The sequence below is a fragment of the Kosakonia sp. CFBP8986 genome (assembly GCF_034044935.1).
GTDB classification, from domain to species: Bacteria; Pseudomonadota; Gammaproteobacteria; order Enterobacterales; family Enterobacteriaceae; genus Kosakonia; species Kosakonia cowanii.
Genome location: NZ_JAXCXB010000011.1, coordinates 98,937 through 122,109, shown reverse-complemented (window position 1 = coordinate 122,109; position 23,173 = coordinate 98,937). Strand labels below are relative to the sequence as shown.

Annotated in this window: 24 protein-coding genes; 14 read left to right on the top strand and 10 right to left on the bottom strand. The window is 58.8% G+C overall.

From position 1 onward, the window contains the following. Positions 1-522 precede the first annotated feature (522 nt). From flhA to hypA, 6 genes are read right to left on the bottom strand one after another with little or no spacing between them, the layout of a single operon-like run. A complete protein-coding gene (flhA, locus tag SOM48_RS20360; RefSeq protein WP_139566983.1) occupies positions 523-2,595 on the bottom strand; it encodes a formate hydrogenlyase transcriptional activator FlhA in 2,073 nt (690 codons plus the stop codon). A gap of 43 nt (positions 2,596-2,638) precedes the next feature. After that, positions 2,639-3,649, bottom strand: coding sequence for a hydrogenase expression/formation protein HypE (gene hypE, locus SOM48_RS20355; protein WP_320512898.1), 1,011 nt, complete (start codon positions 3,647-3,649; stop codon positions 2,639-2,641). Then, a complete protein-coding gene (gene hypD / locus SOM48_RS20350) occupies positions 3,646-4,767 on the bottom strand; it encodes a hydrogenase formation protein HypD (RefSeq protein ID WP_288882889.1) in 1,122 nt (373 codons plus the stop codon). Before hypD ends, hypE begins: the two co-directional genes overlap by 4 nt. Beyond that, positions 4,767-5,039: a HypC/HybG/HupF family hydrogenase formation chaperone gene (locus SOM48_RS20345; RefSeq protein ID WP_042718782.1), complete on the bottom strand. Its 273-nt coding sequence runs from the start codon at positions 5,037-5,039 to the stop codon at positions 4,767-4,769. Before SOM48_RS20345 ends, hypD begins: the two co-directional genes overlap by 1 nt. Next, positions 5,030-5,902, bottom strand: a complete 873-nt coding sequence (hypB, locus tag SOM48_RS20340) for a hydrogenase nickel incorporation protein HypB (protein ID WP_042718780.1) — start codon at positions 5,900-5,902, stop codon at positions 5,030-5,032. The genes SOM48_RS20345 and hypB overlap by 10 nt, the downstream gene beginning before the upstream one ends. Before the next feature lie 3 nt (positions 5,903-5,905). Next, positions 5,906-6,253, bottom strand: coding sequence for a hydrogenase maturation nickel metallochaperone HypA (hypA, locus tag SOM48_RS20335; protein ID WP_023480549.1), 348 nt, complete (start codon positions 6,251-6,253; stop codon positions 5,906-5,908). Positions 6,254-6,450: 197 nt separating this feature from the next. On the opposite strand from hypA, the gene hycA reads away from it, so the two are divergent. From hycA to hycI, 9 genes are all read left to right on the top strand, one after another. After that, on the top strand, positions 6,451-6,918 hold the full coding sequence (hycA, locus tag SOM48_RS20330) for a formate hydrogenlyase regulator HycA (RefSeq protein WP_023480582.1): 468 nt from the start codon (positions 6,451-6,453) through the stop codon (positions 6,916-6,918). Between the two features lie 94 nt (positions 6,919-7,012). Further along, complete coding sequence (locus tag SOM48_RS20325) at positions 7,013-7,621, top strand: 4Fe-4S dicluster domain-containing protein (protein WP_320512897.1); 609 nt, start codon at positions 7,013-7,015, stop codon at positions 7,619-7,621. Continuing rightward, positions 7,618-9,432 (top strand): formate hydrogenlyase subunit 3, encoded by a 1,815-nt coding sequence (gene hycC / locus SOM48_RS20320; protein WP_320512896.1) that lies wholly within the window; start codon positions 7,618-7,620, stop codon positions 9,430-9,432. The genes SOM48_RS20325 and hycC overlap by 4 nt, the downstream gene beginning before the upstream one ends. Positions 9,433-9,434: 2 nt before the next feature. Next, positions 9,435-10,361: a respiratory chain complex I subunit 1 family protein gene (locus tag SOM48_RS20315; RefSeq protein WP_320512895.1), complete on the top strand. Its 927-nt coding sequence runs from the start codon at positions 9,435-9,437 to the stop codon at positions 10,359-10,361. A gap of 12 nt (positions 10,362-10,373) precedes the next feature. Beyond that, positions 10,374-12,083, top strand: coding sequence for a formate hydrogenlyase subunit HycE (gene hycE, locus SOM48_RS20310; RefSeq protein WP_320512894.1), 1,710 nt, complete (start codon positions 10,374-10,376; stop codon positions 12,081-12,083). A 17-nt stretch (positions 12,084-12,100) separates the two neighbouring features. After that, positions 12,101-12,643 carry a formate hydrogenlyase complex iron-sulfur subunit gene (locus tag SOM48_RS20305; RefSeq protein WP_023480689.1) on the top strand — a complete coding sequence of 181 codons (543 nt, stop codon included), beginning with the start codon at positions 12,101-12,103 and terminating at the stop codon, positions 12,641-12,643. Continuing rightward, the gene (locus SOM48_RS20300; RefSeq protein ID WP_054804324.1) at positions 12,643-13,407 is read left to right on the top strand and encodes an NADH-quinone oxidoreductase subunit B family protein; all 765 of its coding nucleotides are present in this window, start codon (positions 12,643-12,645) and stop codon (positions 13,405-13,407) included. Before SOM48_RS20305 ends, SOM48_RS20300 begins: the two co-directional genes overlap by 1 nt. After that, a complete protein-coding gene (locus tag SOM48_RS20295) occupies positions 13,407-13,817 on the top strand; it encodes a formate hydrogenlyase maturation HycH family protein (protein WP_054804325.1) in 411 nt (136 codons plus the stop codon). The genes SOM48_RS20300 and SOM48_RS20295 overlap by 1 nt, the downstream gene beginning before the upstream one ends. Further along, positions 13,810-14,265 (top strand): hydrogenase maturation peptidase HycI, encoded by a 456-nt coding sequence (gene hycI / locus SOM48_RS20290; protein ID WP_076769120.1) that lies wholly within the window; start codon positions 13,810-13,812, stop codon positions 14,263-14,265. Before SOM48_RS20295 ends, hycI begins: the two co-directional genes overlap by 8 nt. Here hycI and SOM48_RS20285 read toward each other — a convergent pair. Then, positions 14,262-15,215, bottom strand: a complete 954-nt coding sequence (locus SOM48_RS20285; protein ID WP_128482247.1) for a sensor domain-containing diguanylate cyclase — start codon at positions 15,213-15,215, stop codon at positions 14,262-14,264. The two genes, hycI and SOM48_RS20285, sit on opposite strands and share 4 nt — an antisense overlap. A gap of 167 nt (positions 15,216-15,382) precedes the next feature. Here SOM48_RS20285 and SOM48_RS20280 point away from each other — a divergent pair, with 167 nt between their 5' ends. After that, on the top strand, positions 15,383-16,243 hold the full coding sequence (locus SOM48_RS20280; RefSeq protein ID WP_320512892.1) for an aldo/keto reductase family oxidoreductase: 861 nt from the start codon (positions 15,383-15,385) through the stop codon (positions 16,241-16,243). A gap of 569 nt (positions 16,244-16,812) precedes the next feature. Here the strand turns inward: SOM48_RS20280 and SOM48_RS20275 are convergent. Then, the gene (locus tag SOM48_RS20275; protein WP_312202712.1) at positions 16,813-17,808 is read right to left on the bottom strand and encodes a LacI family DNA-binding transcriptional regulator; all 996 of its coding nucleotides are present in this window, start codon (positions 17,806-17,808) and stop codon (positions 16,813-16,815) included. 30 nt (positions 17,809-17,838) lie between these two features. Further along, the gene (locus SOM48_RS20270) at positions 17,839-19,698 is read right to left on the bottom strand and encodes a beta-glucoside-specific PTS transporter subunit IIABC (RefSeq protein WP_320512891.1); all 1,860 of its coding nucleotides are present in this window, start codon (positions 19,696-19,698) and stop codon (positions 17,839-17,841) included. 218 nt (positions 19,699-19,916) lie between these two features. On the opposite strand from SOM48_RS20270, the gene SOM48_RS20265 reads away from it, so the two are divergent. The 4 genes from SOM48_RS20265 to SOM48_RS20250 are packed head-to-tail and all read left to right on the top strand — an operon-like array spanning position 19,917 to position 21,893. Then, positions 19,917-20,231: an antibiotic biosynthesis monooxygenase family protein gene (locus SOM48_RS20265; RefSeq protein ID WP_023480622.1), complete on the top strand. Its 315-nt coding sequence runs from the start codon at positions 19,917-19,919 to the stop codon at positions 20,229-20,231. 1 nt (position 20,232) lies between these two features. Then, on the top strand, positions 20,233-20,625 hold the full coding sequence (locus tag SOM48_RS20260) for an amino acid-binding protein (RefSeq protein WP_094421828.1): 393 nt from the start codon (positions 20,233-20,235) through the stop codon (positions 20,623-20,625). Then, positions 20,622-21,326: an ArsR/SmtB family transcription factor gene (locus SOM48_RS20255; RefSeq protein WP_320512890.1), complete on the top strand. Its 705-nt coding sequence runs from the start codon at positions 20,622-20,624 to the stop codon at positions 21,324-21,326. The genes SOM48_RS20260 and SOM48_RS20255 overlap by 4 nt, the downstream gene beginning before the upstream one ends. A gap of 33 nt (positions 21,327-21,359) precedes the next feature. Further along, positions 21,360-21,893 carry a tetratricopeptide repeat protein gene (locus SOM48_RS20250; protein ID WP_320512889.1) on the top strand — a complete coding sequence of 178 codons (534 nt, stop codon included), beginning with the start codon at positions 21,360-21,362 and terminating at the stop codon, positions 21,891-21,893. 35 nt (positions 21,894-21,928) lie between these two features. Here the strand turns inward: SOM48_RS20250 and SOM48_RS20245 are convergent, their stop codons facing one another. Continuing rightward, positions 21,929-22,336, bottom strand: a complete 408-nt coding sequence (locus SOM48_RS20245; protein WP_320512888.1) for a putative T6SS immunity periplasmic lipoprotein — start codon at positions 22,334-22,336, stop codon at positions 21,929-21,931. Between the last annotated feature and the right edge of the window lie 837 nt (positions 22,337-23,173).

Genomic DNA, 23,173 nt, shown 5'->3' with positions numbered 1-23,173 from the left:
CCGCTCCCCCCTTGTCAATCCCCGCGGCCCCGCGAGGAAATCGGTGCTGCGCACTGCGCTCACCTCCCGCGTGCCTGACTGCGGCCGGCTCGACTCGACTTACTCGTTCCATTCTGGAACGAGTCCCTGTCTCGGTTCGCCTCTGTCCGCCATCCATGGCGTCCAGACCTTGTCATTCACGCTTCGGTTCGCCGATTTCAGCGGGGACACAACCCCCTCGCTGTGAGATTTGATGTAAAGGGAAAATCTGTGTTGCTGAAGGAATGCCTGATGGCGGCTGCGCCTTATCAGGCCTACAAAACCTGTTTCTGAAACGGCGTAGGCCGGATAAGCGTAAGCGCCATCCGGCATGGTGTGCAGCGAGGGATGGTGAACGGAACCCTTCCACCGAGGCAACATGCCACCCCCATTGCCGGATGGCGCTACGCTTATCCGGCCTACGCAAACCCTTCCACGTGTGCCACATGCAAGCCCCATTGCCTGATGGCGGCTGCGCCTTATCAGGCCTACAACTTATCAGGCCTACAGCCCCTCTTTATCAATCCCCAGCCGTTTCATGCGGGAGAGCAGCGTCGTGCGCTTCAGCCCCAACCGCTGCGCGGCACCTTTTGGCCCGGCGACCACACCGTTGGTCTCTTTTAACACGCGCACAATCAGCTGATACTCATCCTCCCCGTCGCGCGGTGACTCGGCGGGCGGCGTCGCGGGCATGGGCGGCATGGCAATCTCCGCCATCGAAAGCTGCAACACATTGCCGCGCGTCAGCAGCACCGCGCGCTCAATCATATTCTCCAGCTCGCGCACATTCCCCGGCCACTCCATCGCGCTTAGCACCCGCAGGGTTTCCGCCGGAATACTGTCGATATTGCGCCCCATCTTGCGGGCGATTTTGAAAGTGAAGGCTTTCACCAGCAGCGGAATATCTTCCGGGCGCTCGCGCAGCGACGGAAGCTGGATAGGGAACACATTCAGGCGGTAGTAAAGATCGCTGCGAAACTCGCGATCGGCGACCATCTTCTTCAGATCGCGATTGGTGGCGGCGATCAACCGCACATCGGTGCGGATCAATTTGTTACTGCCGAGCCGCTCAAACTCCTGCTCCTGCAACACGCGCAGCAGCTTCGGTTGCAGCTCGAGCGGCATATCGCCCACCTCATCAAGAAACAGCGAGCTCTTATCCGCCAGCTCAAAGCGGCCGATGCGCTGGGCGCTGGCGCCGGTAAACGCGCCGCGCTCATGACCAAAAAGATCGCTCTCCATCAATCCGGCCGGCATCGCCGCGCAGTTCATCTTCACCATCCGGCGGCTGTTGCGCTCGCTCAGGTTGTGGATAGCGCGGGCAATCAGCTCCTTACCGGTGCCGGTTTCGCCGAGGATCAGCACCGTGCTGTTACTGCGCGCCACCATCTCCACCTGTTTCAGCACCCGCGACATCGCCTCGCTGCGGCCTATGATCTCGCCGAATTCGCTGTCGACCTTATTAAGCTGCTCGGTCAGCGCGAGGTTCTCATCCACCAGCCGCTCCTTCAGGCGATGGATCTCCTGATAGGCCAACGCGTTATCTACCGCAATGGCGATACGCTCGGCGATCTGGCGCAGCAGCTTGAGGTTCGCCTGGGTAAAGACCTCTTTCTGGCACTGCGCCAGCTTCAGCACGCCGAGCAGGTTTTTGCCCGACATCAGCGGCAGCAGGCAGAGCGTCTGGATCTGGTTGCCCCAGGTCTCAAACAGCATCCGCTCATAGGGGGCAAGTTTGTCGCGCTCGTGCAGGTTGAGCAGCAGCATCTCTTTACTCAGGAACACGCGCTCCGTCAGCGTGCCCGCCTCGTCCGCCTCCTGGGTTTCGTGCGTCGGATTGGCCTCATCAAGGTAGTGCGTGGAGTAGATGGTCAGCTTGCCTTTGCGGCTGCCGCGCAGCACCAGGCTGATGGCGTCAATGCCGAAGTAGTAGTGGATCTCTTTGGCGACTTCGCTCACCAGTTCATCCATATGCAGCCGTGAGAGCACGGCGTTGGTGATAGCGACCAGAATGCGGTAATCGTTGCGCTCCTGGCTGAGCAGGGCATAGTCCGGCGTGCGCCGGTCGCGGGTCTGCAACTGTTCGGCCACTACCGCGACTAGCTGCGTCAGCGTATTAAGGCGCTCCAGCTCGCGCTCGCTCCAGGGCTGGTCGTCATAGCGGAAGAATTCGCAGCCGCCGAAAATCTGCCCCTCCGCCGCCAGCGGCAGCAGCGCGTAGTGGGCGAAGGGTGGGTAAAGCCCGCTTGCGGCAAGGACGGGCCAGGTCTCATTAAACAGCTCCGCCGTGCAGTGCAGCGCCTGCGGGTGCGAGAGAATATGCCGCACCGGGCCGCTCGCCAGCAGCGCCTGATCGCCATACTCCGCACCCTTTTCCGTTGTCTGCACACTGTAGCGGCTCGCGCGGTGGCTATCTGCATGCCACAGCACAATCGCCGCGCCCTGCGCCAGCCCCGCCTGACGCGCCAGCTGCGCCAGCGTTTCGCTGAGCGCCGCCACGTTCGGCTGCTGTAATAAAATCCGCGTGATATCGAAAAGCCCTTGCTGTCCGAGATCGCTCATCGGTGTATACGACATTTTGCTCATCCAGAAACACACCAACAGGTGTGAAAAATAACAACTAGCAGATCCGCGGTAACGGCTCCGCATGGGGGAGATCTAACAGGCGTTTCACGCCGTAAAGCCCGGCTAACCGCACGCCCTGTTGTTCGACGACTTCGCCAATCATCGCGGCATCTTTACCTAAAGGGTGGGCGCGTAAGCGGCTGAGCGCCAGTTCGGCGCTGTCGCGCGTGACGGCTATCACCAGTTTGCCTTCATTGGCGAAGTTAAGCGCATCCAGCCCCAGCAGTTCACACACGCCGCGCACCGCCGGGTTAATTGGCAATTTGTTCTCTTGTAATTCAATGCCATACCCGCAGGCGGCGGCAAACTCATGCACCACTGCGTTGACGCCGCCGCGCGTTGCGTCACGCAGGGCTTTGATGCCGGGCAGATCGCGCAGCGTCTCAATTAATGGCGTCAGCACCGCGCAGTCGCTGGTTAACTCTCCGTCCAGCCCCAGCCCTTCACGCAGGTTGAGGATCGTCGCGCCGTGGTCGCCCAGCGTGCCGCTTGCCAGCAGCACATCGCCCGGCTGTAACGAGGCCGCCGCCCAGTGAAGGGTGGCGGGGATTGCGCCAATACCGGCGGTATTAATAAACAGTTTATCCGCCGCGCCGCGCTGCACTACTTTGGTGTCGCCGGTGACAATGGCGATCCCGGCGCTGCGGGCCGTTGCCGCCATGCTCTCCACTACCTGTTTTAGGGTTGCCATCGACAGCCCCTCTTCGAGGATAAAGCCGCAGGAGAGGTAGCGCGGGATCGCGCCGCTGACCGCCACATCATTGGCGGTGCCGCAGACGGCGAGTTTGCCGATATCACCGCCGGGGAAAATCAGCGGGTCAATCACATAGCTGTCGGTAGAGAAGGCAAGCCTGTCGCCGCCCGCCGCCAGCGCCGTGAGATCGAGGCGCGCCTGATCCTCCTGCTCCGCCAGCCAGGGGTTGGCAAAAGCCTGCATAAAGAGTTCGCCTATCAGCTGCTGCATCGCCTGGCCGCCGCTGCCGTGCGCCATCTGAACCTCATTCATACTTCACACTCCTGAGCACGATAGTGATACCAGGCAGCGCAGGCTCCTTCAGAGGAGACCATCAGCGCGCCAAAGGCGCTTTGTGGATTACAGGTGTTGCCAAACAGCGGGCAGTGGTGCGGTTTGCAGCGCCCGGTCAGCACGTCGCCGCAGCGGGCACGCGGGTCGTCATAGACCTGCTGCATGGCTGGCTGGAAATGGGCTTCGGCGTCAAAACGCTGATAGGGAGCAGTCAGATGCACGCCCGACTCGCCAATCATCCCCAGCCCGCGCCACTCGCTGTCGCCGCGCACGGTGAACACCTCGGCAATCGCCTCTTGCGCCCGCCGATTGCCCTCATCCGGCACCACGCGGCGATACTGATTCTCCACCCGGCTTTGGGCAGCAATCTTCTGCTCGACCAGCATCAACACGCCCTGTAACAGGTCGAGCGGCTCAAAACCGGCGACCACCAGCGGGCGCTGAAACTCATCGGCAATAAAGGTATAGGCATCGGTGCCAATCACCATGCTGACGTGGCCGGGCGCGAGAAAGGCGTCAATGCCGTTATCGGGCTGCTCAAGCAGGCTGCGCAGGGTCGGGATCAGCGTGATGTGCTGGCAGAAAAACCAGAAGTTGTTGATATCCCGCGCCTTCGCCTGTTGTAGCGTAATCGCGGTCGCGGGCATGGTGGTTTCGAAGCCGAGGCCAAAAAAGACCACCTTACGCTGCGGGTTTTTCTCCGCCAACGCCAGCGCATCAAGCGGCGAGTAGACGATGCGCACATCAGCGCCGCGCGCCTTCGCCTGTAACAGTGAGCCGTTTTTGCCCGGTACGCGAATGGCGTCGCCGAAGGTGCAGAAGATCACCTCCGGGTGGCTGGCGATCTCCACGCAGGTATCGATGCGCCCCATCGGCAAGACGCAGACCGGGCAGCCGGGGCCGTGGATAAACTCAATATTCTCCGGCAGCAGCTGGTCGAGGCCAAATTTGAAAATGGCATGCGTGTGGCCGCCGCACACCTCCATAATGCGCAGCGGTCGCGCGGCGGTGTAAGCAAGTGCGTTAGCGCGTTCACGCAGGCGGGCGATAAGCTGCATCACCTGCTCCGGCGCGCGGTATTCATCGACAAAGCGCATTATCCCTCCTCGCCGTAGAGCAGCGCGCCGACATCCGGCTCAACATCGAACATGTTTTGCAGCGCCGCCAGCGTTTCGCGCGCTTCCGCTTCGTTGATGATGCTCATGGCAAAGCCGACGTGCACCAGCACCCACTGGCCGATACGCGAGCGACCCTGCTCATCTTCACTGCCAACCAGCGTTAAATCGACATTGCGCTGGATGCCGCTGACATCGACTTTCGCCTGCAGGCCGTCAATGGCGCAGATTTGCCCCGGTACGCCTATGCACATCGTTGCGCCTCCAGCCACTCAAGCCACGCGTCCATGCCGTCGCCTTTGGTGGCGGAAACCAGCAGGATCTCAATCTCCGGGTTTACCTCCCGCGCGTAGGCGATGCACTGCTCAACATCGAAGTTGAGGTAGGGGAGCAGATCGACTTTGTTGAGCAGCATCAGCGAGGCGGCGGCAAACATATGCGGATATTTGAGCGGCTTATCTTCCCCTTCGGTTACGGAGAGCACCGCCACTTTATGCCGTTCGCCGAGGTCAAAACTCGCCGGGCAGACCAGATTCCCGACGTTCTCAATAAACAGGATGCCCTGCTCGGCCAGCGGCAGACGCGGCGCGGCATCGGCAATCATCTGCGCGTCGAGGTGGCAGCCTTTACCGGTATTGACCTGAATCGCCGGGGTGCCGGTGGCGCGGATGCGCGCGGCGTCGTTAACGGTTTGCTGATCGCCCTCAATCACCGCGCAGGGGAGGCGGTTTTTCAGGCGCAGCAGGGTTTCCGTGAGCAGGGTGGTTTTGCCGGAGCCGGGGCTGGAGACGAGATTCAGCACCAGTTGCTGGCGGGCCGCGAAGCGCGCGCGGTTGCGGGCGGCGATGCGGTTGTTTTTATCCAGCACGTCGATCTCAACTTCCAGCATCCGCCGCTGGCTGATGCCCGGCGCGTGGGTTCCCGCTGCGCCGTGGCCATAATGCAGGTCGCCCTCGTCGAGCTGAGTCGGGCTGAACGCATCGGTTTTGACCCCGGTAATGGTCAGCGCCGGGCGCGTCGCCGGGGCGAAGGGGGCGCTGCGAAAGGCGGAGTGGGGGTTATGTTCATCGCCTTCTATATAGCGGTTTCCATCCTGACAACCACATGTCGTACACATTGCTTACTCCTCAATTTCCAGTCGCTGAATTTGCATACCGTCGTCGGCGACGATCTGCAACTGGTCGCTGTGGCATTGTGGACAGCGGCGTACACGCTGACTGAGTAACGTCACATACTGCTGGCAAGACTCACACCAGCACTCGGCCTGTTGTTGTTCGATATGCAGTCTACAACCTTCCGCCAGGCTGCCGCGGCAGACCAGATCAAAACAAAACGTTAAAGCGTCCGTTTCGACGCAAGAAAATGCGCCCACCTTTAGCCAGACGCCGGTGACTTTGCGTGCGCCATTTGCCGCCGCCTGTTGTTCAATCACCTCCAGCGCGCGCTGGCACAACGTGATTTCATGCATAACGCCTCCTTATCATTTCCCCTGCTAATGCAATAACAGTGCCACTCCCGATTTAGTCAGGGTGACGATGACGACAATGACGAGATGACACGTCGAAATTCGCCTTTATTTTTATAAAAGCAATTAAAATCAGTAGGTTAAAAACTGGCATGGATGATGCTTATCAGCAGTTGTTTCAATTAAGCGGGTAAGCTGAGATGACGATTTGGGAAATTAGCGAAAAGGCGGATTACATCGCCGGACGGCACCACCGTCTGCAAGAGGCGTGGCGCAGTTACTGCAATACGCTGGTTCAGGGCATTACGCTCGCCAAAGCGCGTTTGCACCACACCATTGGCTGTGCGCCGGAGCAGCAGCTCTGCTTCGTGCTGTTCGATCACTTCACGGTTTATATCACCCTGAGCGGCGGCTTTAACGGCCATACCATTGAGTACGCGATTGCCAATAAAGGCAGTGAAGAGAAGCGTTTAATCGCCGAAGCGCGGCTCACCAGCGACGGGAAAATTGATGGCCTGTTTGAGGTCCGCGATCGCGAAAAGGTGCTTGAGCACTACCTCGGCAAACTCGCCGCCGTCTACGACAACCTCTATGCCGCAATGGAAGCCGATACGCCGGTCAACCTCACCACCCTTGCCCGCGATGGGCACTCGCCGGTGCTGGCCTGAGCTGGAGTGTCGACAGGTGTCGACATGACACCCATCGACATGTTTCGTCAAAAATGACTGCCCGTAAGCGGGCGACTCACCTGAGGATCGACTGGTGAACCGTTTTGTAATTGCCGACCCGGCGCTCTGTATTGGCTGCCACACCTGCGAGGCGGCCTGCGCCGAGACGCACCGCGCGTATGGATTGCAGGCGATGCCGCGCCTGCGCGTCATGCGCAGCCAACATGAATCCGCGCCGCAGCAGTGCCACCACTGTGAAGATGCGCCCTGCGCCGGGGTCTGCCCGGTGAACGCCATCAACCGTGAGGATGGCGCGGTGCAGCTCAATGAGAGCCTCTGCGTTAGCTGCAAGCTCTGCGCGATTGCCTGTCCGTTTGGCGCGATTGAGTTTTCCGGCAGCCGTCCGCTGGATATTCCGGCCAACGTCAACACGCCGAAAGCGCCCGCCGCGCCGCCGATGCCTGCGAAAGTGAGTTCGCTGCTCGACTGGGTGCCGGGCGTGCGCGCTATCGCCGTGAAGTGCGACCTCTGCTACTTCGACGCCGAGGGCCCGGCCTGCGTACGCATGTGCCCGACCAAGGCGCTGCACCTGGTCAGCCCGCACGATATCAATCGCGCCAGTCGCCGCAAACGCGAGCAGACCCTTAATACCGATTACGGCGATCTGGCGCGGTTTGCGCAGAATAACGGGAGTGCAAAATGACGCTTTTCTCTTTGCTGAGCACCGCGGTCGTCACACTGAGCGCTGCTGCGCTGCTGGCGGGTCTGCTGAGCGCGTTCAAACCCCTGAGCGGCTTCTTCGCGGGGCTGGGTGGTGCGGTGGGCTGCCTGCTGGCGACGGCGGCTGGTCTTGGTGCGCTGCTCGACGGGCAAACCGTGAGCGGTATTGTGCCGCTCATCAACCTTCATCTGTTACTCACGCCGCTCGGCGCCGTCTGGCTGCTGACGCTTGGCGTCTGCGGCTTCTTTATCAGCCTCTATAACCTGGCGTGGCACCGCCATCAGGCGGTAAAAGCCAATGGCCTGCTGATTAACCTCCTGCTGGCGGCGGCGATCTGCGCGGTGAGCGCAGCTAACCTCGGCGCGCTGGTGGTGATGGCGGAGATCATGGCGCTCTGCGCGGTGTTCCTCACCGGGTGCAGCGCCTCCGGCAAACTCTGGTTCGCCCTCGGGCGTCTCGGCACGCTGCTGCTGGCGCTGCTCTGCTGGCTGCTGTGGCAGCGCTACCAGACCCTCGATTTCAGCGTGTTGAGCCTGCACCCCCTGAGCGGCGGCCTCTGGCTGCTCGGCGTGATCGGTTTTGGCCTGCTGGCGGGGATTATCCCGCTGCACGCCTGGGTGCCGCAGGCCCATGCCAATGCCCCGGCTCCGGCGGCGGCGCTCTTCTCCGCCGTGGTGATGAAGGTCGGGCTGTTCGGCATCCTGACGCTCTCTTTACTTGGCGGGCAACCGCCGCTGTGGTGGGGCGTGCTGCTGCTGGCGTTTGGTCTGCTGACCGCGTTTGTCGGCGGGCTGTATGCGCTGATGGAACACAATATCCAGCGGCTGCTGGCTTACCACACGCTGGAGAATATCGGCATTATCCTGCTCGGCCTTGGCGCAGGCATCAGCGGGCTTGCGCTGCGCCAGCCTGCGCTGGTGGCGCTCGGGCTGGTCGGCGGTCTCTATCATCTTTTCAACCACAGCCTGTTTAAAAGCACGCTGTTTCTCGGCGCGGGCGCGCTCTGGTTTGCTATCGGTTATCGCGATATCGAAAAACTGGGCGGCCTCGGTAAACGCATGCCGCTTATCTCGCTGGCGATGCTGGTCGGCCTGATGGCGATGGCCGCGCTGCCGCCGCTCAACGGTTTCGCCGGCGAGTGGGTGATCTACCAGTCCTTCTTCCGCTTAAGCGCCAGCGGCAATTTTCTTCTGCAAGTGATGGGGCCGCTGCTGGCGGTTGGGCTGGCGATCACGGGCGCGCTGGCGGTGATGTGCATGGCGAAAGTCTATGGCGTCACCTTTCTTGGCGCACCGCGCAGCGCGCAGGCGGAAAACCCGCGCCCGCTGCCGTGGCTAATGAGTGTAAGCGTGGCGGCGCTGGCGATCTGCTGTGTGATTGGCGGGGTTGCCGCGCCGTGGCTGCTGCCGCGCCTGTTCAATGCCGTGCCGCTGCCGCTTGAAACGGCGAACACCGTGGTGTCGCAACCGATGATTGCCCTGCTGCTGATTGCCGCGACGCTACTGCCGCTGGTGCTGCTCCTGCTGCTGAAGGGCGACCGTCTGCCGTCGCGCAGCAGGGGGGCGGCGTGGGTGTGTGGTTACGACCATGAAGCGTCGATGGTCATCACCGCCCACGGTTTTGCGATGCCGGTTAAAGCGGCCTTCGCGCCGGTACTCGCGCTGCGCAAATGGCTGGAGCCAACGCTGTCGTTGCCCGTCTGGCGGGGCGACGCCGCGCCGCTGCTGTTTCGTCGCCTGGCGCTGATTGAGCTGGCGGTGCTGGTGGTTGTGGTGATTTCCCGAGGAGCCTGAAGATGAGTTTTCTGTTTGCTGTTGTACAGGCGCTGGTGCTGTTCGCCCTTGCGCCGCTGCTTTCCGGCATCAGCCGCGTGGCGCGTGCGCGTCTGCATAACCGGCGCGGGCCGGGCGTGCTGCAAGAGTATCGCGATCTGTTCAAACTGCTTGGGCGGCAGAGCATTGCCCCGGCGGCTTCCGGCTGGGTCTTTCGTCTGACGCCGCTGGTGATGGTTGGCGTGATGCTGACGATTGCCACTGCGCTGCCGGTGATAACGGTGACCTCACCGCTGCCGCTGCTCGGCGATCTGATCACGCTTATCTACCTCTTCGCCATTGCCCGCTTCTTCTTTGCCATCGCCGGGCTGGATACCGGTAGCCCCTTTACCGGGCTGGGTGCCAGCCGCGAAGCGATGCTCGGCGTGCTGGTGGAGCCGATCCTGCTGTTGGGATTGTGGGTGGCGGCGCTGGTCGCCGGGTCGACCCATATCACCCACATTACCGACACCGTTTATCACTGGCCGCTGCACGCCAGCCTGCCGCTGTTTCTTGCGCTCTGCGCCTGCGCCTTCGCCACCTTTATCGAGATGGGCAAACTGCCGTTCGATTTGGCGGAAGCGGAGCAGGAGTTGCAGGAGGGGCCGCTCTCCGAGTACAGCGGCAGCGGTTTCGCCATCCTCAAGTGGGGCATCAGCCTGAAACAGCTGGTGGTGCTGCAACTGTTTGTCGGCGTCTTTTTCCCCTGGGGGCAGATGACCGCCTTCAGCATTGGCGGTCTGCTGCTGGCGCTGGTTGTCGCGCTGCTGAAACTGCTGCTCGGCGTGCTGGTCATCGCGTTATTTGAAAACAGCATGGCGCGCCTGCGTTTTGTTGCCGCCTCGCGCGTTACCTGGGCCGGTTTCGGCGTCGCCTTCCTGGCCTTTGTCTCCTTGCTGGCGACCTATTAAGAGAGTTCATCTATGTCTGAAGAAAAGATCGGCCAACACTACCTTGCCGCGCTGCATGAAAAATTCCCCGGCGTGGTGCTGGAGAGCGCATGGCAGACAAAGGATCAGCTGACCCTGACCATCAAAATCAACTATCTGCCGGAAGTGGTCGAGTTCCTCTACTACCAGCAGGGCGGCTGGCTGTCGGTGCTGTTTGGTAACGATGAGCGCAAGCTCAACGGTCACTTCGCCGTTTACTACGTGCTGTCGATGGAGCAGGGCGTGAAGTGCTGGATCACCGTGCGCGTCGAAGTGGATGCCCTGAAACCGGAGTACCCCTCGGTCACGCCGCGCGTGCCGGCGGCAGTATGGGGCGAGCGCGAAGTGCGCGATATGTATGGCCTGATCCCGGTAGGCCTGCCCGATGAGCGCCGTCTGGTGTTGCCCGACGACTGGCCGGATGAACTCTATCCGCTGCGCAAAGACAGCATGGATTACCGCCAGCGCCCCGCGCCGACCACCGATGCGGAAACCTACGAGTTCATCAACGAACTGGGTGATAAGAAGAACAATGTGGTGCCAATTGGCCCGCTGCACGTCACCTCTGACGAACCGGGCCATTTCCGTCTATTCGTCGATGGCGAGAACATTATCGACGCCGATTACCGCATGTTCTATGTCCACCGCGGCATGGAAAAGCTGGCAGAAACCCGCATGGGTTACAACGAGGTGACCTTTCTGTCGGATCGCGTCTGCGGCATCTGCGGCTTTGCCCACAGCACCGCTTACACCACCTCGGTGGAGAACGCGATGGGCATTGTCGTGCCGGAGCGTGCGCAGATGATCCGCGCCATTTTGCTTGAGGTCGAGCGCCTGCACTCCAACCTGCTCAACCTCGGCCTGGCCTGCCACTTTGTCGGCTTTGACTCCGGCTTTATGCAGTTCTTCCGCGTGCGTGAAACCTCGATGAAGATGGCGGAAATTCTCACCGGGGCGCGTAAAACCTACGGCCTGAACCTGATTGGCGGTATCCGTCGCGACATGCTGAAGGATGAGATGATCCAGACCCGCCAGCTGGCGCAGCAGATGCGCCGCGATGTGCAGGAGCTGGTCGATATGCTGTTGAGCACGCCGAACATAGAGCAGCGCACGGTCGGCATTGGCCGCCTTGATCCGCAAATCGCCCGCGACTTCAGCAATGTCGGCCCGATGGTGCGCGCCAGCGGCCACGCTCGCGACACCCGCGCCGATCACCCGTTTGTCGGCTACGGCCTGCTGCCAATGACCGTCCACACCGAGCAGGGCTGTGATGTGATTTCGCGCCTGAAAGTGCGCATCAACGAAGTCTTTACCGCCCTGAACATGATTGATTTCGGGCTCGATAACCTGCCCGGCGGCCCGCTGATGGTCGAGGGCTTTACCTATATTCCGCACCGCTTTGCTCTCGGCTTTTCCGAAGCGCCGCGCGGGGATGATATCCACTGGAGCATGACCGGCGACAACCAGAAACTCTACCGCTGGCGCTGCCGTGCGGCGACCTACGCCAACTGGCCAACCCTGCGCTACATGCTGCGCGGCAATACCGTCTCTGACGCGCCGCTGATTATCGGCAGCCTCGATCCTTGTTACTCCTGCACCGACCGCATGACGGTGGTGGATGTGCGCAAGAAAAAGAGCAAGGTGGTGCCCTACAAAGAGCTGGAGCGCTACAGCATTGAGCGTAAGCACTCGCCGCTGAAATAGAAGGAGCGTTGCAAGCCATGTTTACCTTTATCAAAAAAGTGATCAAAACCGGAGCGCCGACAAGCGACTATCCGCTGTCGCCGATGCCAGTTGATAAAAATTTTCGCGGTAAGCCGCAGCACAACCCGCAGCAGTGCATCGGCTGCGCGGCGTGCGTCAATGCCTGCCCCTCTAATGCGCTGACGGTAGAGACCGATCTCGCCACCGGCGAGCAGGCCTGGCAGTTTAATCTTGGGCGCTGCATCTTCTGTGCCCGCTGCGAAGAGGTCTGCCCGACGGCGGCGATTACCCTGTCGCAGGAGTATGAGCTGGCGGTGTGGAACAAGGCCGACTTTCTGCAACAGTCGCGCTTTGAGCTGTGCCAGTGCCGCGAATGCGCGCGCCCCTTTGCCGTGCAGAAAGAGATCGATTACGCCATCGCGCTGCTGGCGCATAACGGCGACACCCGCGCCGAAGCGCACCGCGCCAGCTTTGAAACCTGCCCGGCCTGTAAACGCCAGCAGTGCCTGGTGCCAACCGACCGTATTGAATTGACCCGCCATATGAGAGAGGCCAGCTGATGAGCCAGCTTATTGGACCGCGCGACGCAGAGGGCATTCCGCTGCCCATGACGGTGGAGGAGTCCATCGCCAGCATGAAAGCCTCGCTGCTGAAGAAGATCAAACGCTCAGCCTACGTTTACCGCGTGGATTGCGGTGGCTGCAATGGCTGCGAAATTGAGATTTTCGCTACCCTTTCACCGCTGTTCGACGCCGAACGTTTCGGTATTAAAGTGGTGCCCTCGCCGCGTCATGCCGATATTTTGCTCTTTACCGGCGCGGTCACCCGCGCAATGCGCTCCCCGGCGTTACGCGCCTGGCAATCGGCGCCGGATCCGAAAATTTGTATCTCCTACGGTGCCTGCGGCAATAGCGGCGGGATCTTCCACGATCTCTACTGCGTCTGGGGTGGAACCGACAAGATCGTGCCGGTCGATGTCTATATTCCCGGCTGCCCGCCGACGCCCGCCGCCACGCTGTATGGCTTTGCGATGGCGCTCGGGCTGCTGGAGCAGAAAATTCACGCTCGTCTGCCCGGCGAACTGGACGATCAACCGGCGGAGATCCTCCATCCGCAGATGGTGCAGCCACTGCGGGTCAAAGTGGATCGCACCGCGCGCCGACTGGCGGGTTATCGCTATGGCCGCCAGATTGCCGATGACTACCTGCGCCTGCGCACCCTCGGTGAACATGAAGTGATGAACTGGCTGGCGCAGGAGAACGATCCGCGCCTGACGGAGATTGTCAGCCACCTTAACCAGGTGGTGCAGGAGGCGAAAATCTGATGGGCGAAACGGTGGTCTTTAGCCAGCTGCGGCGCAAATTTATCGACGAAAACGAGGCGACGCCGCCGCAGGCGCAACAGGTGGTCTACTACAGTCTGGCTATTGGCCACCATCTTGGGGTGATCGACTGTCTGGAGGCGGCGCTCACCTGCTCGTGGGACGACTATCTGGCGTGGATTGCCACCCTTGAAGCGGGCAGCGAAGCGCGGCGGAAAATGGAAGGGGTGCCGCGCTACGGTGAAATTGTTATCGACAGTACGCATGTGATGCTGCTGGCGAACGCTTTTGACCGCGCGCTGGCGCAGCAAAGTGAAACGCAGCAGGCGTGGAGCCGCGAGTTGCTGTCGATGCTGCATGACATTTACCAGGAGAGCGCCATCTATCTGATGGTCAGGAGGTTACGTGACTGACGTTTTACTCTGTGTCGGCAACAGCATGATGGGCGACGATGGCGCAGGCCCGCTGCTGGCGGAGATGTGCGCCGCTAAACCTGCGGGAGAGTGGCGGGTGATTGATGGCGGCAGCGCGCCGGAGAATGACGTTGCCGCGATCCGTGATTTGCGCCCGGCACGGCTGCTGCTGGTCGACGCTACCGATATGGGGCTTAACCCCGGCGAGATCCGCGTGGTTAACCCGGACGACATCGCCGAGATGTTTATGATGACCACCCACAATATGCCGCTCAACTACCTGATCGATCAGTTGAAAGAGGATGTCGGCGAGGTGATTTTCCTCGGCATTCAGCCCGATATCGTCGGCTTTTACTACCCGATGACGCCGCCGGTGAAGGCGGCGGTAGAGACAATCTATCAACGGCTTGAGGGCTGGCAAGGGCAGGGCGGTTTCGCCACCCTTTAACGGCGGCGTTTTTCCGCGTACATCACTTTGCCGCTCTCCTCCAGCATGTCGCGCAGGGTGGTGTACTTCTCATCCTGCTCAATCACGCCGTGAGAGTAGTTGATGTGGTAGTTTTTGCCGCCGCTCACCTCCAGCGCGTCCATTCGCGTTTGCAGGTCAAACAGGAAGGCATCGACATCATGCTCGGCGCTGTTGCTGAGCAGCACGGCAAACTCACCGCCGCCCATGCGCGCGGCGATATCCTGCTCCTGCAGGCATTTCATCAGCGTGCTGGCGAAGGTTTTCACCACCGCATCCCCCTCTTTACTGCCCAGTACTTCATTGATCGACTTCAGGTTGTCGATGCTGAAATAGAGCAGGCTGAACGGGGTGTTGTGCTCTTTCGACAAGGTGAAGCGCTTCTCGCCAGAACGATAAAAGCCGCGGCTGTTCGGCATGCCGGTCAGGGCATCGGTCATCGCCATACTGAGGATTAAAAACTCATCTTCGACGATGGCGGCAAAATCGAGCAGGGTGTTGATCTCCGCGCTGGAGAAGGGGCGCGGGTAGGTGTCGATAATGCAGATGGTACCGGCAATGGCGCCATCCGGCAGATGCACCGGGCAACCGGCGTAGAAACGCACCCACGGTTCGCCGGTGACAAAGGGGTTATCGGCAAAGCGCGTATCCATCTGGGTATCTTTCACAATAAAGACGCCCTCTTCGAGAATGGCGTGGGCGCAGAAAGAGAGGTTGCGCGGGGTTTCATGGGTATCGATGCCGCCGCGAGAGAGCAGCCACTGGCGATCGCGATCGAGCAGGCTAATCACCGCAATCGGCACATCGAAGGTGGTTTTCGCCATGCGGGTTAAGCGGTCGAAGCGTTCGTCATCTTTTTTATCAAGCAGATCCATCATGTATAAAGAGTGCAGACGCTCTTTTTCGTTGACTGGCATAGCTGGAAAAATCATATGACATCCTCGAGAAGGCCCGTTTTCTCAAGTGTAGACATTTCTTGTAACGATTGCGTTATATATCCATGGCTTGAGGGGCGCCTTTACCCTTCGCACAAAAGGTGCATTGCCGCCTTCAGACGCGCCGCCTACAATCGACTGACTTAACACACAGGAGCAATGCTATGTCTGAACTTTCGCTGACTTATCGTCTGGGCGACAACGAAGTGGGTCGTCTGGGTTATGGTGCAATGCAGCTCGCAGGCCCTGGCGTGTTTGGCCCGCCGGCCGACGAAGCGCGCGCGCTGCAGGTGCTGCGCGATGCGGTGGCCGCCGGGGTGAATCATATTGATACCAGTGATTTTTACGGCCCACACGTCACCAATAAATTGATCAAACAGGCGCTGCATCCCTATCCGGATAACCTGACGATTGTCACCAAAGTCGGCGCGCGCCGCGACGAGAAAGCCAACTGGCTGCCCGCTTTTAGCGACGAAGAGCTGACCCGCGCGGTGGAAGATAACCTGCGCAATCTCGGGCTTGATGTGCTGGATGTGGTGAACCTGCGCGCGATGTTTAGTGCCCACGGCCCGGCGGAGGGGTCGCTGGAGGCACCGCTGGAGACCTTAATTAAGCTTAAAGATCGCGGCCTGATTCGCCATATTGGCCTGAGCAACGTGACGGCGAAGCAGGTGGCGGACGCGCAGAAAATGACGCCCATCGTCTGCGTGCAGAATCTCTATAACGTGGCGAACCGCCAGGATGACGCGCTGATTGATAGTCTGAATGAGCAGGGCATCGCCTTTGTGCCGTTCTTCCCGCTTGGCGGTTTTTCACCGCTGCAATCGAGCGAGCTGAATGCGGTGGCGGCGGAGCTTGATGCCACGCCCATGCAGGTGGCGCTGGCGTGGTTGTTACAGCGTTCACCCAATATTTTGCTGATCCCGGGCACCTCCTCTCCGCAGCATCTGCAGGAGAACCTCGCCAGCGCGAAGCTGGTATTGCCGCGCGAGGCGCTGGATACGTTAAACAGCATCGGCGCGTAGCAAACGATTCGGTATTTGTCGGCGTGATAAGTATTTGTAGGCCTGATAAGCGCAGCGCCATCAGGCATTAATCTGCTGCATTGCCGGATGGTGGCTGGCGCCTTATCCGGCCTACAAAGCTATCAACCGATTCGGTTTGCGTAGGCCTGATAAGCGTAGCGCCATCAGGCATTTGTCGGTGGCATCGCCGGATGGCGGCTCCCGCCTTATCCGGCCTACAAAAGATATCGGGCCGACAAACGATATCCGGCTGACAACCGCTTCGGTTTGCGTAGGCCTGATAAGCACAGCGCCATCAGGCATTTGTCGGCGGCATCGCCGGATGGCGGCTCCCGCCTTATCCGGCCTACAAAGCTTTCAAACGATTCGGTCTGCGTAGGCCTGATAAGCGCAGCGCCATCAGGCATTTGTCAGCTGCATCGCCGGATGGCGGCTGGTGCCTTATCCGGCCTACAAAACTCTCAACCGCTTCGGTTTGCGTAGGCCTGATAAGCGTAGCGCCATCAGGCATTAATCTGCTGCATTGCCGGATGGCGGCTTTGCCTTATCCTGCCTACAAAAACCAGGCATTACCTAACCTTAACCACCGACTCGCGGCACACCAACTCGCCCTGATGGGCGCGCGGGGGCGTTTCATCCGGCAACAAGAGGATCGCTACCGCGTGGCGGATCATCTCATCCATCGGCACATGCAGGGTGGTGAGCGCCGGGTTGTAATATTTGCCAATCACCGAATCATCGAACCCGGCAAGGGAAACATCCTCCGGCAGGCGCAGCCCGGCCTCCTGACACGCTTTCGCCACGCCAATCGCCATATCGTCATTCCCCGCCAGCACACAGCTGAACGGCACATTGCGCGCCAGCAGCTCGCGCCCGGCCTCATAACCGCTATCGGTGCTCCAGCTGCCGCGCACCAGCAGCTGTGGGTCCGGCTCGATTCCGGCGTTGCGCAGCGCCTGGTGATACCCCGCCAGACGGCTGTCGCCGGTGGGCGAACCCTCGGAACCGGCGACAAAGGCAATACGCGTATGCCCCTGCGCCAGCAGATACGCCACCATCCTTTCACTGCTCTGCTGGTGGTCAACAAACACGCACTGGCTGCGGTTGCGGGTCAGCTCACGGTTAATCACCACAATCGGCGTCTCGCTGGTATCAATAATCTCGTCCAGCTCGTCGACCGTCAGGTATTTCGGGTAGATGAGGATCGCTTCACAGCGCAGCGACAGCAGCAGGTCGATAGCGTCCCGCTCCTCTTGCGCGCTGTGTTTTCCATCCGCCAGTACCAACTGACGACCGTGCATTTCGCTGTCGGTCGCCGCGTGGTAAATCATGCTGGAGAAGAACGGGCCGTTGTAGAGCCCGTTAGTGATCACCAGACCGACGGAGTTGGTTTTATTATTGGCAAGGTTGCGCGCCAGTTGGTTTGGCTTGTAACCCGTTTCGTCAATCGCCTGCATAATGCGGGCTTTAACCTCTTCGCGGACAAAGACTTTGCCGTTCAGCGCGCGCGATACCGTCGCTTTGGAGACGCCTGCCAGCCGTGCGACATCCAGTATCGTTACCATTCTTCATCCTCGCTCGTGTTATCTCTCTTGTCAGGCCAGCGACATCAGCGGCGCTCCCGCCGTGACGGCACCTTGTGACTGATGGTGAGTAAGCGTGAACTCATCGCTGTTCACCACCAGCACCGGCGTTGTTAAATCATACCCGGCCTGCTCAATTTTCGCCTTATCGAATGCCAGCAGAGGCGTGCCTGCTGTCACCCGGTCGCCCTCTTTCACCAGCGGCGTAAAGTATTGCCCCTGTAAATTAACGGTATTCAGGCCAACATGGATCAGTAATTCTGCGCCATTGTCACAGATCAGGCCGATAGCGTGATGGGAGTCAATTAATGTCGCGACCTGCGCATCGCACGGCGCGACCACTTTCCCTTCGGCTGGGACAATCGCGATGCCATCGCCCAGCACTTTGCCGGCAAACGCTTCATCTTTCACGCTCTCCAGCGCAATCACTTCGCCTTTAATCGGGCTGAGCATTTGCAGTGTGCCAACGGTAACCGTCGCTGGTTTCTGCTCTGCGGGCGTCTCTTCAACCGGATCGTCAAAGCCAACAAACTGCACCATCACTACGGTCAGCACAATCGCCGTCCCGGCACCGGCCAGTTCGCCAATAAAGGACATCGGCGCATCGGGGCTGATGGCGTTCACCAGCGTAAAGAGGCCCGGCAGCGCGGCATAGGCATAATAGAGGCTGCCAAACAGGCTGGCGACAACTGCGCCGATGGCACCGCCAATACAACCGCAGATAAAGGGCTTTTTAAAGCGCAGCGTAACGCCGTAAATCGCCGGTTCGGTAATACCAAAAATGGCGGTCACGCCCGCCGACAGCGAGGTGGCTTTCAGCTGTTTGTTACGGCTTTTGATAAACACGCCGAAGACTGCTGCCATCTGACCAATTACCGCGATGGTCTGATAAGCCTGGAAGGAGTCATACCCCTGGGTGTCGAAGTTGGCCATGATCACCGGCGTAATACCCCAGTGAACGCCAAAAATCACAATCACCTGCCAGACGCCGCCAATAATCGCTGCCGCCAGCGCCGGAGCGGCATGGAAAAGGGCGTTGTAGCCATTTGCCACGCCGATCGCCGCCCAGCTGGTCAGCGGCCCAATCACAATCAGCGTCAGCGGCACAATCACCACAAAGCAGATAAGCGGCGTAAAGAGCGGGCTTATCACCTCCGGCAGCCATTTTTCCACCCGGCGCTCAAACCACGACAGCGCCCAGACGAGGAACAGCGGCGGCAGTACCGACGAGGTATAAACCGTTTCCGCCAGCGGGAAGAAGAGGAACTTCACTTCGTTACCGGCGGCGATTTTGCCCGCCAGCGCCGTCCACTCGGGGTTGATCAGCGCGCAGCAGCAGAGCACGGCAATAAAGGGGTTGCACTTAAAGTGGCGCGCGGCGGTGATGGCAATAAACACCGGCAGGAAGGCAAACGGCGTCCAGGACATAAAGTTGAGCACCGCAAAGGTGCCGGTAGACTTGATATCCGCATCAGCAAGGCCGAGCAGGATCAACAAACCCTGTAAAATCCCGGCGGCGGCAAGAATATAGACGATCGGGGCAAACACCGCTGACATGGTGGCGATCACCGCATCGAGCCAGCGCGTTTTGGCTGGCGGCGCGTCATCGCCGCGCTCTTTCACCATGCCGCTCAGGGCGTTAAAGACATCGGCGACGTGAGTACCAATCACCACCTGGAACTGACCTCCGCTCTCAACGACCGCAATTACGCCGGGCAAACTCTGCACGTTGTTTTTTGCCGTGGCGGGCATTTCATTGAGGACAAGGCGCAGTCGTGTGGCGCAGCGGGAGAAGTTGCTGATGTTCTCTTCACCGCCGACCTCCCGCAGGATATCGCTCGCTAACTTATTGTAATCCCTGATAACGGCCATTTTTATTTACCTTTTATTATCGGAAACTGAGTAGGTGTAACTGGGTGAAACCGGTTTCATGCTAGCCTGGTGACGCTCTGCCGCAACCGGTTTCATGGAAAAGTGCGAGCTAAATCACTCCTAAAAAAGAGGGGTTACGGCGACATTTCGTTGCCGGGCGAAGCATCGCGTTGGGCGCTGCATAACACTGGCGAAACGGAACAGTGGAGGGAGTACTTATGATCGCAGTGTTATTTGAAGCGGATATTGCGCCTGGCGAGCAGCCGCGCTATATGCAACTTGCCGCAGAACTGAAGCCGCAGCTGGCGGAGATTGACGGCTTTATCACCATTGAGCGCTTTCAGAGCCTGAGCACGGAGGGGAAGATTTTGTCCCTCTCCTGGTGGCGCGATGAGGCAGCGGTGATCGCCTGGAAGCAAAACGTCCTGCACCAGGCCGCGCAGGCAGAAGGGCAGCGCACCATCTTTTCGTTCTACCGCATTCGCGTCGCGCAGGTATTTCGCGACTATACCTCGACCGACAGGAGAGCCTGATATGTACGATCTTCACGTGGTGCTGGATAATGCGCCCGGCGCGCTGGCGGCGCTTGGCGAAACGCTTGGTCGCAATGGCGTCGGTCTTGAGGGCGGCGGGGTGTTTACCGTCAACGCGCAGTGCCATGCTCACTTTCTGGTGGAAGAGGGGGAGCGCGCAGGACAGGTGTTGAAGGCGGCAGGCTTTACGCTGCAAAGCGTGAGAAAGCCACTTATCCGCAAATTGAAGCAGGAGAGGCCGGGCGAGCTGGGTGCAATTGCACGCGCGCTGGCAAACGCCGGGATCAACATTGAGGTGCAGTACAGCGATCACGATAATCGCTTGATCCTGCTCACCGATAATGATCCACTGGCGCACGAGGTGACACAACATTGGGACGTTTCGAAAGTATGAGTTTACCTGCCGACAATTCACCGCCTGCGCTGGAGAGCGCTCTTGCCGCCATCGCCAGCGCCATGGCGGAACCGTCGCGCGCGCGGATGCTCTGCGCGCTGATGGATGGGCGGGCGTGGACCGCAACGGAACTCTGCGCGGTGGTTGATATCGCCGCGTCAACGGCCAGCGCGCACTTAACCAAGCTGCTAAACAGCGGGCTGCTGGTCTGCGTCTCGCAGGGTCGGCATCGCTACTACCGGCTGGCGGGCAGCGATGTCGCCGGGCTGCTGGAAAATATGATGGGTGTGTCGATGCGCGGCGCAAAAGCCCCCGTCACCCGCACGCCGCAAGCGCTCCGCCGGGCACGTACCTGTTACGATCACCTTGCCGGTGAGATCGCCGTTGGCATTTACAGCGTGATGCAGCGAGATGGGTGGATAACCGAAGCGGGCGATGCGGTAACTGAAACCGGCAGGCGCGAGCTTGCAAAACTCGGCGTAGCGCTCGACCCGCACACCCGCCGTAAACCCTGCAGCGCCTGCCTCGACTGGAGTGAGCGCCGCTTTCATCTCGGCGGCGATGCCGGCGCCGCGCTGCTTATCGCCTTCGAACAGCGCGGCTGGCTGCAGCGCACGCCGGGCTACCGCGAAGTGACGATTACCGAAGAGGGAAGAAGCGCACTGTTTAGGGTGTTTGGTATAAAAAGCGCTGCGCAGTAAGGTTATGTCTCGTTTTAAAGCAAGGAGAGCTCAATGCGTATCAGTGGCGTGACAACATTCATCTTAATCCTTTTTCTCGGCGCACCCGCGATAGCGGAGCCCACACAGCAAGCCTCTGAGCTGGTGAAAAAGTACACGCTGTCAGAGGATGCGGATAAACTTGTCGTATTAGAGGATTTCGACAAGCTAGCGCGCAAAAATCCTGAAAATGTGAATGTTATTCGCAGTTATACCAGCCTGCTTGCTTCCAGAGGCGACTATCAGAAATCCCTCACTTATCTTGAATCTGTTAACAGAGCTAACGCTAACCCATCTTTTTTGCTGCAAGAGTGCATGCTTAAAGAGCGTTTGGGTAAAAAAGAGGATACGTGCTATCAACGTGTAATCAGCGAATCGGAAAGTAATCATATTGAAAATATGGATTATCTGATGGCGCTGTTTTTTACTAACGACGATAAATTTCCGGCGGTTAAGCAGCGTTTATTAACAAAAAATACGGCGCTAAGTGATGATTTCACTCTCTTCTCGCAGGATCAACGCAGTGTACTGATGGCGATTTACCCGTAAGAGAATAAATATGAGCCCAGCCACTGGGCTCAAAATCAGTTATCGCCAAATATTTCTGTATTACCGTTATTATCCCGAACGGCAAAGCCTACAGAGAATATGCGTGAAGAGGGGATTATCGCTTTCTCCCTTTTTTCGTCTGAGTCGAGGTAGACGGTGAAGTTATAGGAGTGCCCTTTTTCAAACTTATAGCCATAAGTTGGCATGCAACTATCAGGCGTCGCCGCTATATCGTTGATGCCATATTCCTCAAGCGCATTTTGCGGATTACCAACTTCTGAGATTTTGACAATCGCCACTTTTTCATCGCCTTCAGGTTGAACAAGAACACAAACGTTATTCGCGACGGTAACAGCCTTAGCCCGTAGCTGCGGAGGCTGTGGGTTCTGATGGCAGGCTGCAAGCGATAATACTAACAGGCTTACTAACACCATTTTTTTCATCGGCTATTACCTTTGGTTTAAAAAGTGTGAAAGAACATATTCGTATTCTGGCAGGACAGTCTTATTTGTTACACCCCTGAAATTGATAAGGCGTACGTTTTTAATCCATCTGGAATACCCTAATTTTCGAAGCAACCAATAATCAGCAATGATGGATGCTTGCTGTTCCATCGTGTAGTGATGGAGCAACCTCTTACCATCAAGGCGGTACGTATAATCAGCAACTCCGCTAAAAAGGCCGCTCAACCTTACCCACATACCTTTCTGGTGCTGTCAGACATGAGCCATTTCATGTATGAAAGTATGCTGAGATTCATCATTTCCTTGCGAGAAGTCGGATAAATAACTCTCTTTACGAAACCACAGCTCTCCATTGAGGGCCATAGCATATGCCGGATCTTGTAATCCGAATGGAAAGTAACTGTCACAATGTACTTTTACGTCGTTATAAAAAATTGAATTGCCATATATAGAGCGTGCCAGCACAGCTTCCCCACATGTTAACGCTCTTTCAAAGCCTTCTCTGGTTTCCATCTTTATACTATCGGTTGTTATAAATCGCCGAAATAATTACATTTTTTGTGTGGGTATAGACAGAGCCAAAATCTCAAAGTATTCGATGAAAAAGTCGCAAAATTAAAAAAGCTCCTGCCTTTACAGAATCGCGCACCGTCACCTTCTTCCCGAAAATACCAACATCTTTAACAGCCCCCGATCGCCGCCCGTCGTCTTCGTAGGCCGGATAAGGCGCAGCCGCCATCCGGCAAGAAACCGCGCCCGCTCAGGGTAAAAATGGTCGTCCGATTTTCGGTTGTGCGTCTATGGCTCTAAACGTCA

Excerpts from the sequence above, each read along its gene's own strand:
- flhA (WP_139566983.1), bottom strand. The coding sequence starts at position 2,595 with ATGTCGTATACACCGATGAGCGATCTCGGACAGCAAGGGCTTTTCGAT.
- hypE (WP_320512898.1), bottom strand. The coding sequence starts at position 3,649 with ATGAATGAGGTTCAGATGGCGCACGGCAGCGGCGGCCAGGCGATGCAG.
- hypD (WP_288882889.1), bottom strand. The coding sequence starts at position 4,767 with ATGCGCTTTGTCGATGAATACCGCGCGCCGGAGCAGGTGATGCAGCTT.
- SOM48_RS20345 (WP_042718782.1), bottom strand. The coding sequence starts at position 5,039 with ATGTGCATAGGCGTACCGGGGCAAATCTGCGCCATTGACGGCCTGCAG.
- hypB (WP_042718780.1), bottom strand. The coding sequence starts at position 5,902 with ATGTGTACGACATGTGGTTGTCAGGATGGAAACCGCTATATAGAAGGC.
- hypA (WP_023480549.1), bottom strand. The coding sequence starts at position 6,253 with ATGCATGAAATCACGTTGTGCCAGCGCGCGCTGGAGGTGATTGAACAA.
- hycA (WP_023480582.1), top strand. The coding sequence starts at position 6,451 with ATGACGATTTGGGAAATTAGCGAAAAGGCGGATTACATCGCCGGACGG.
- hycC (WP_320512896.1), top strand. The coding sequence starts at position 7,618 with ATGACGCTTTTCTCTTTGCTGAGCACCGCGGTCGTCACACTGAGCGCT.
- SOM48_RS20315 (WP_320512895.1), top strand. The coding sequence starts at position 9,435 with ATGAGTTTTCTGTTTGCTGTTGTACAGGCGCTGGTGCTGTTCGCCCTT.
- hycE (WP_320512894.1), top strand. The coding sequence starts at position 10,374 with ATGTCTGAAGAAAAGATCGGCCAACACTACCTTGCCGCGCTGCATGAA.
- SOM48_RS20305 (WP_023480689.1), top strand. The coding sequence starts at position 12,101 with ATGTTTACCTTTATCAAAAAAGTGATCAAAACCGGAGCGCCGACAAGC.
- SOM48_RS20300 (WP_054804324.1), top strand. The coding sequence starts at position 12,643 with ATGAGCCAGCTTATTGGACCGCGCGACGCAGAGGGCATTCCGCTGCCC.
- SOM48_RS20295 (WP_054804325.1), top strand. The coding sequence starts at position 13,407 with ATGGGCGAAACGGTGGTCTTTAGCCAGCTGCGGCGCAAATTTATCGAC.
- SOM48_RS20285 (WP_128482247.1), bottom strand. The coding sequence starts at position 15,215 with ATGATTTTTCCAGCTATGCCAGTCAACGAAAAAGAGCGTCTGCACTCT.
- SOM48_RS20280 (WP_320512892.1), top strand. The coding sequence starts at position 15,383 with ATGTCTGAACTTTCGCTGACTTATCGTCTGGGCGACAACGAAGTGGGT.
- SOM48_RS20275 (WP_312202712.1), bottom strand. The coding sequence starts at position 17,808 with ATGGTAACGATACTGGATGTCGCACGGCTGGCAGGCGTCTCCAAAGCG.
- SOM48_RS20270 (WP_320512891.1), bottom strand. The coding sequence starts at position 19,698 with ATGGCCGTTATCAGGGATTACAATAAGTTAGCGAGCGATATCCTGCGG.
- SOM48_RS20265 (WP_023480622.1), top strand. The coding sequence starts at position 19,917 with ATGATCGCAGTGTTATTTGAAGCGGATATTGCGCCTGGCGAGCAGCCG.
- SOM48_RS20260 (WP_094421828.1), top strand. The coding sequence starts at position 20,233 with ATGTACGATCTTCACGTGGTGCTGGATAATGCGCCCGGCGCGCTGGCG.
- SOM48_RS20255 (WP_320512890.1), top strand. The coding sequence starts at position 20,622 with ATGAGTTTACCTGCCGACAATTCACCGCCTGCGCTGGAGAGCGCTCTT.
- SOM48_RS20250 (WP_320512889.1), top strand. The coding sequence starts at position 21,360 with ATGCGTATCAGTGGCGTGACAACATTCATCTTAATCCTTTTTCTCGGC.
- SOM48_RS20245 (WP_320512888.1), bottom strand. The coding sequence starts at position 22,336 with ATGAAAAAAATGGTGTTAGTAAGCCTGTTAGTATTATCGCTTGCAGCC.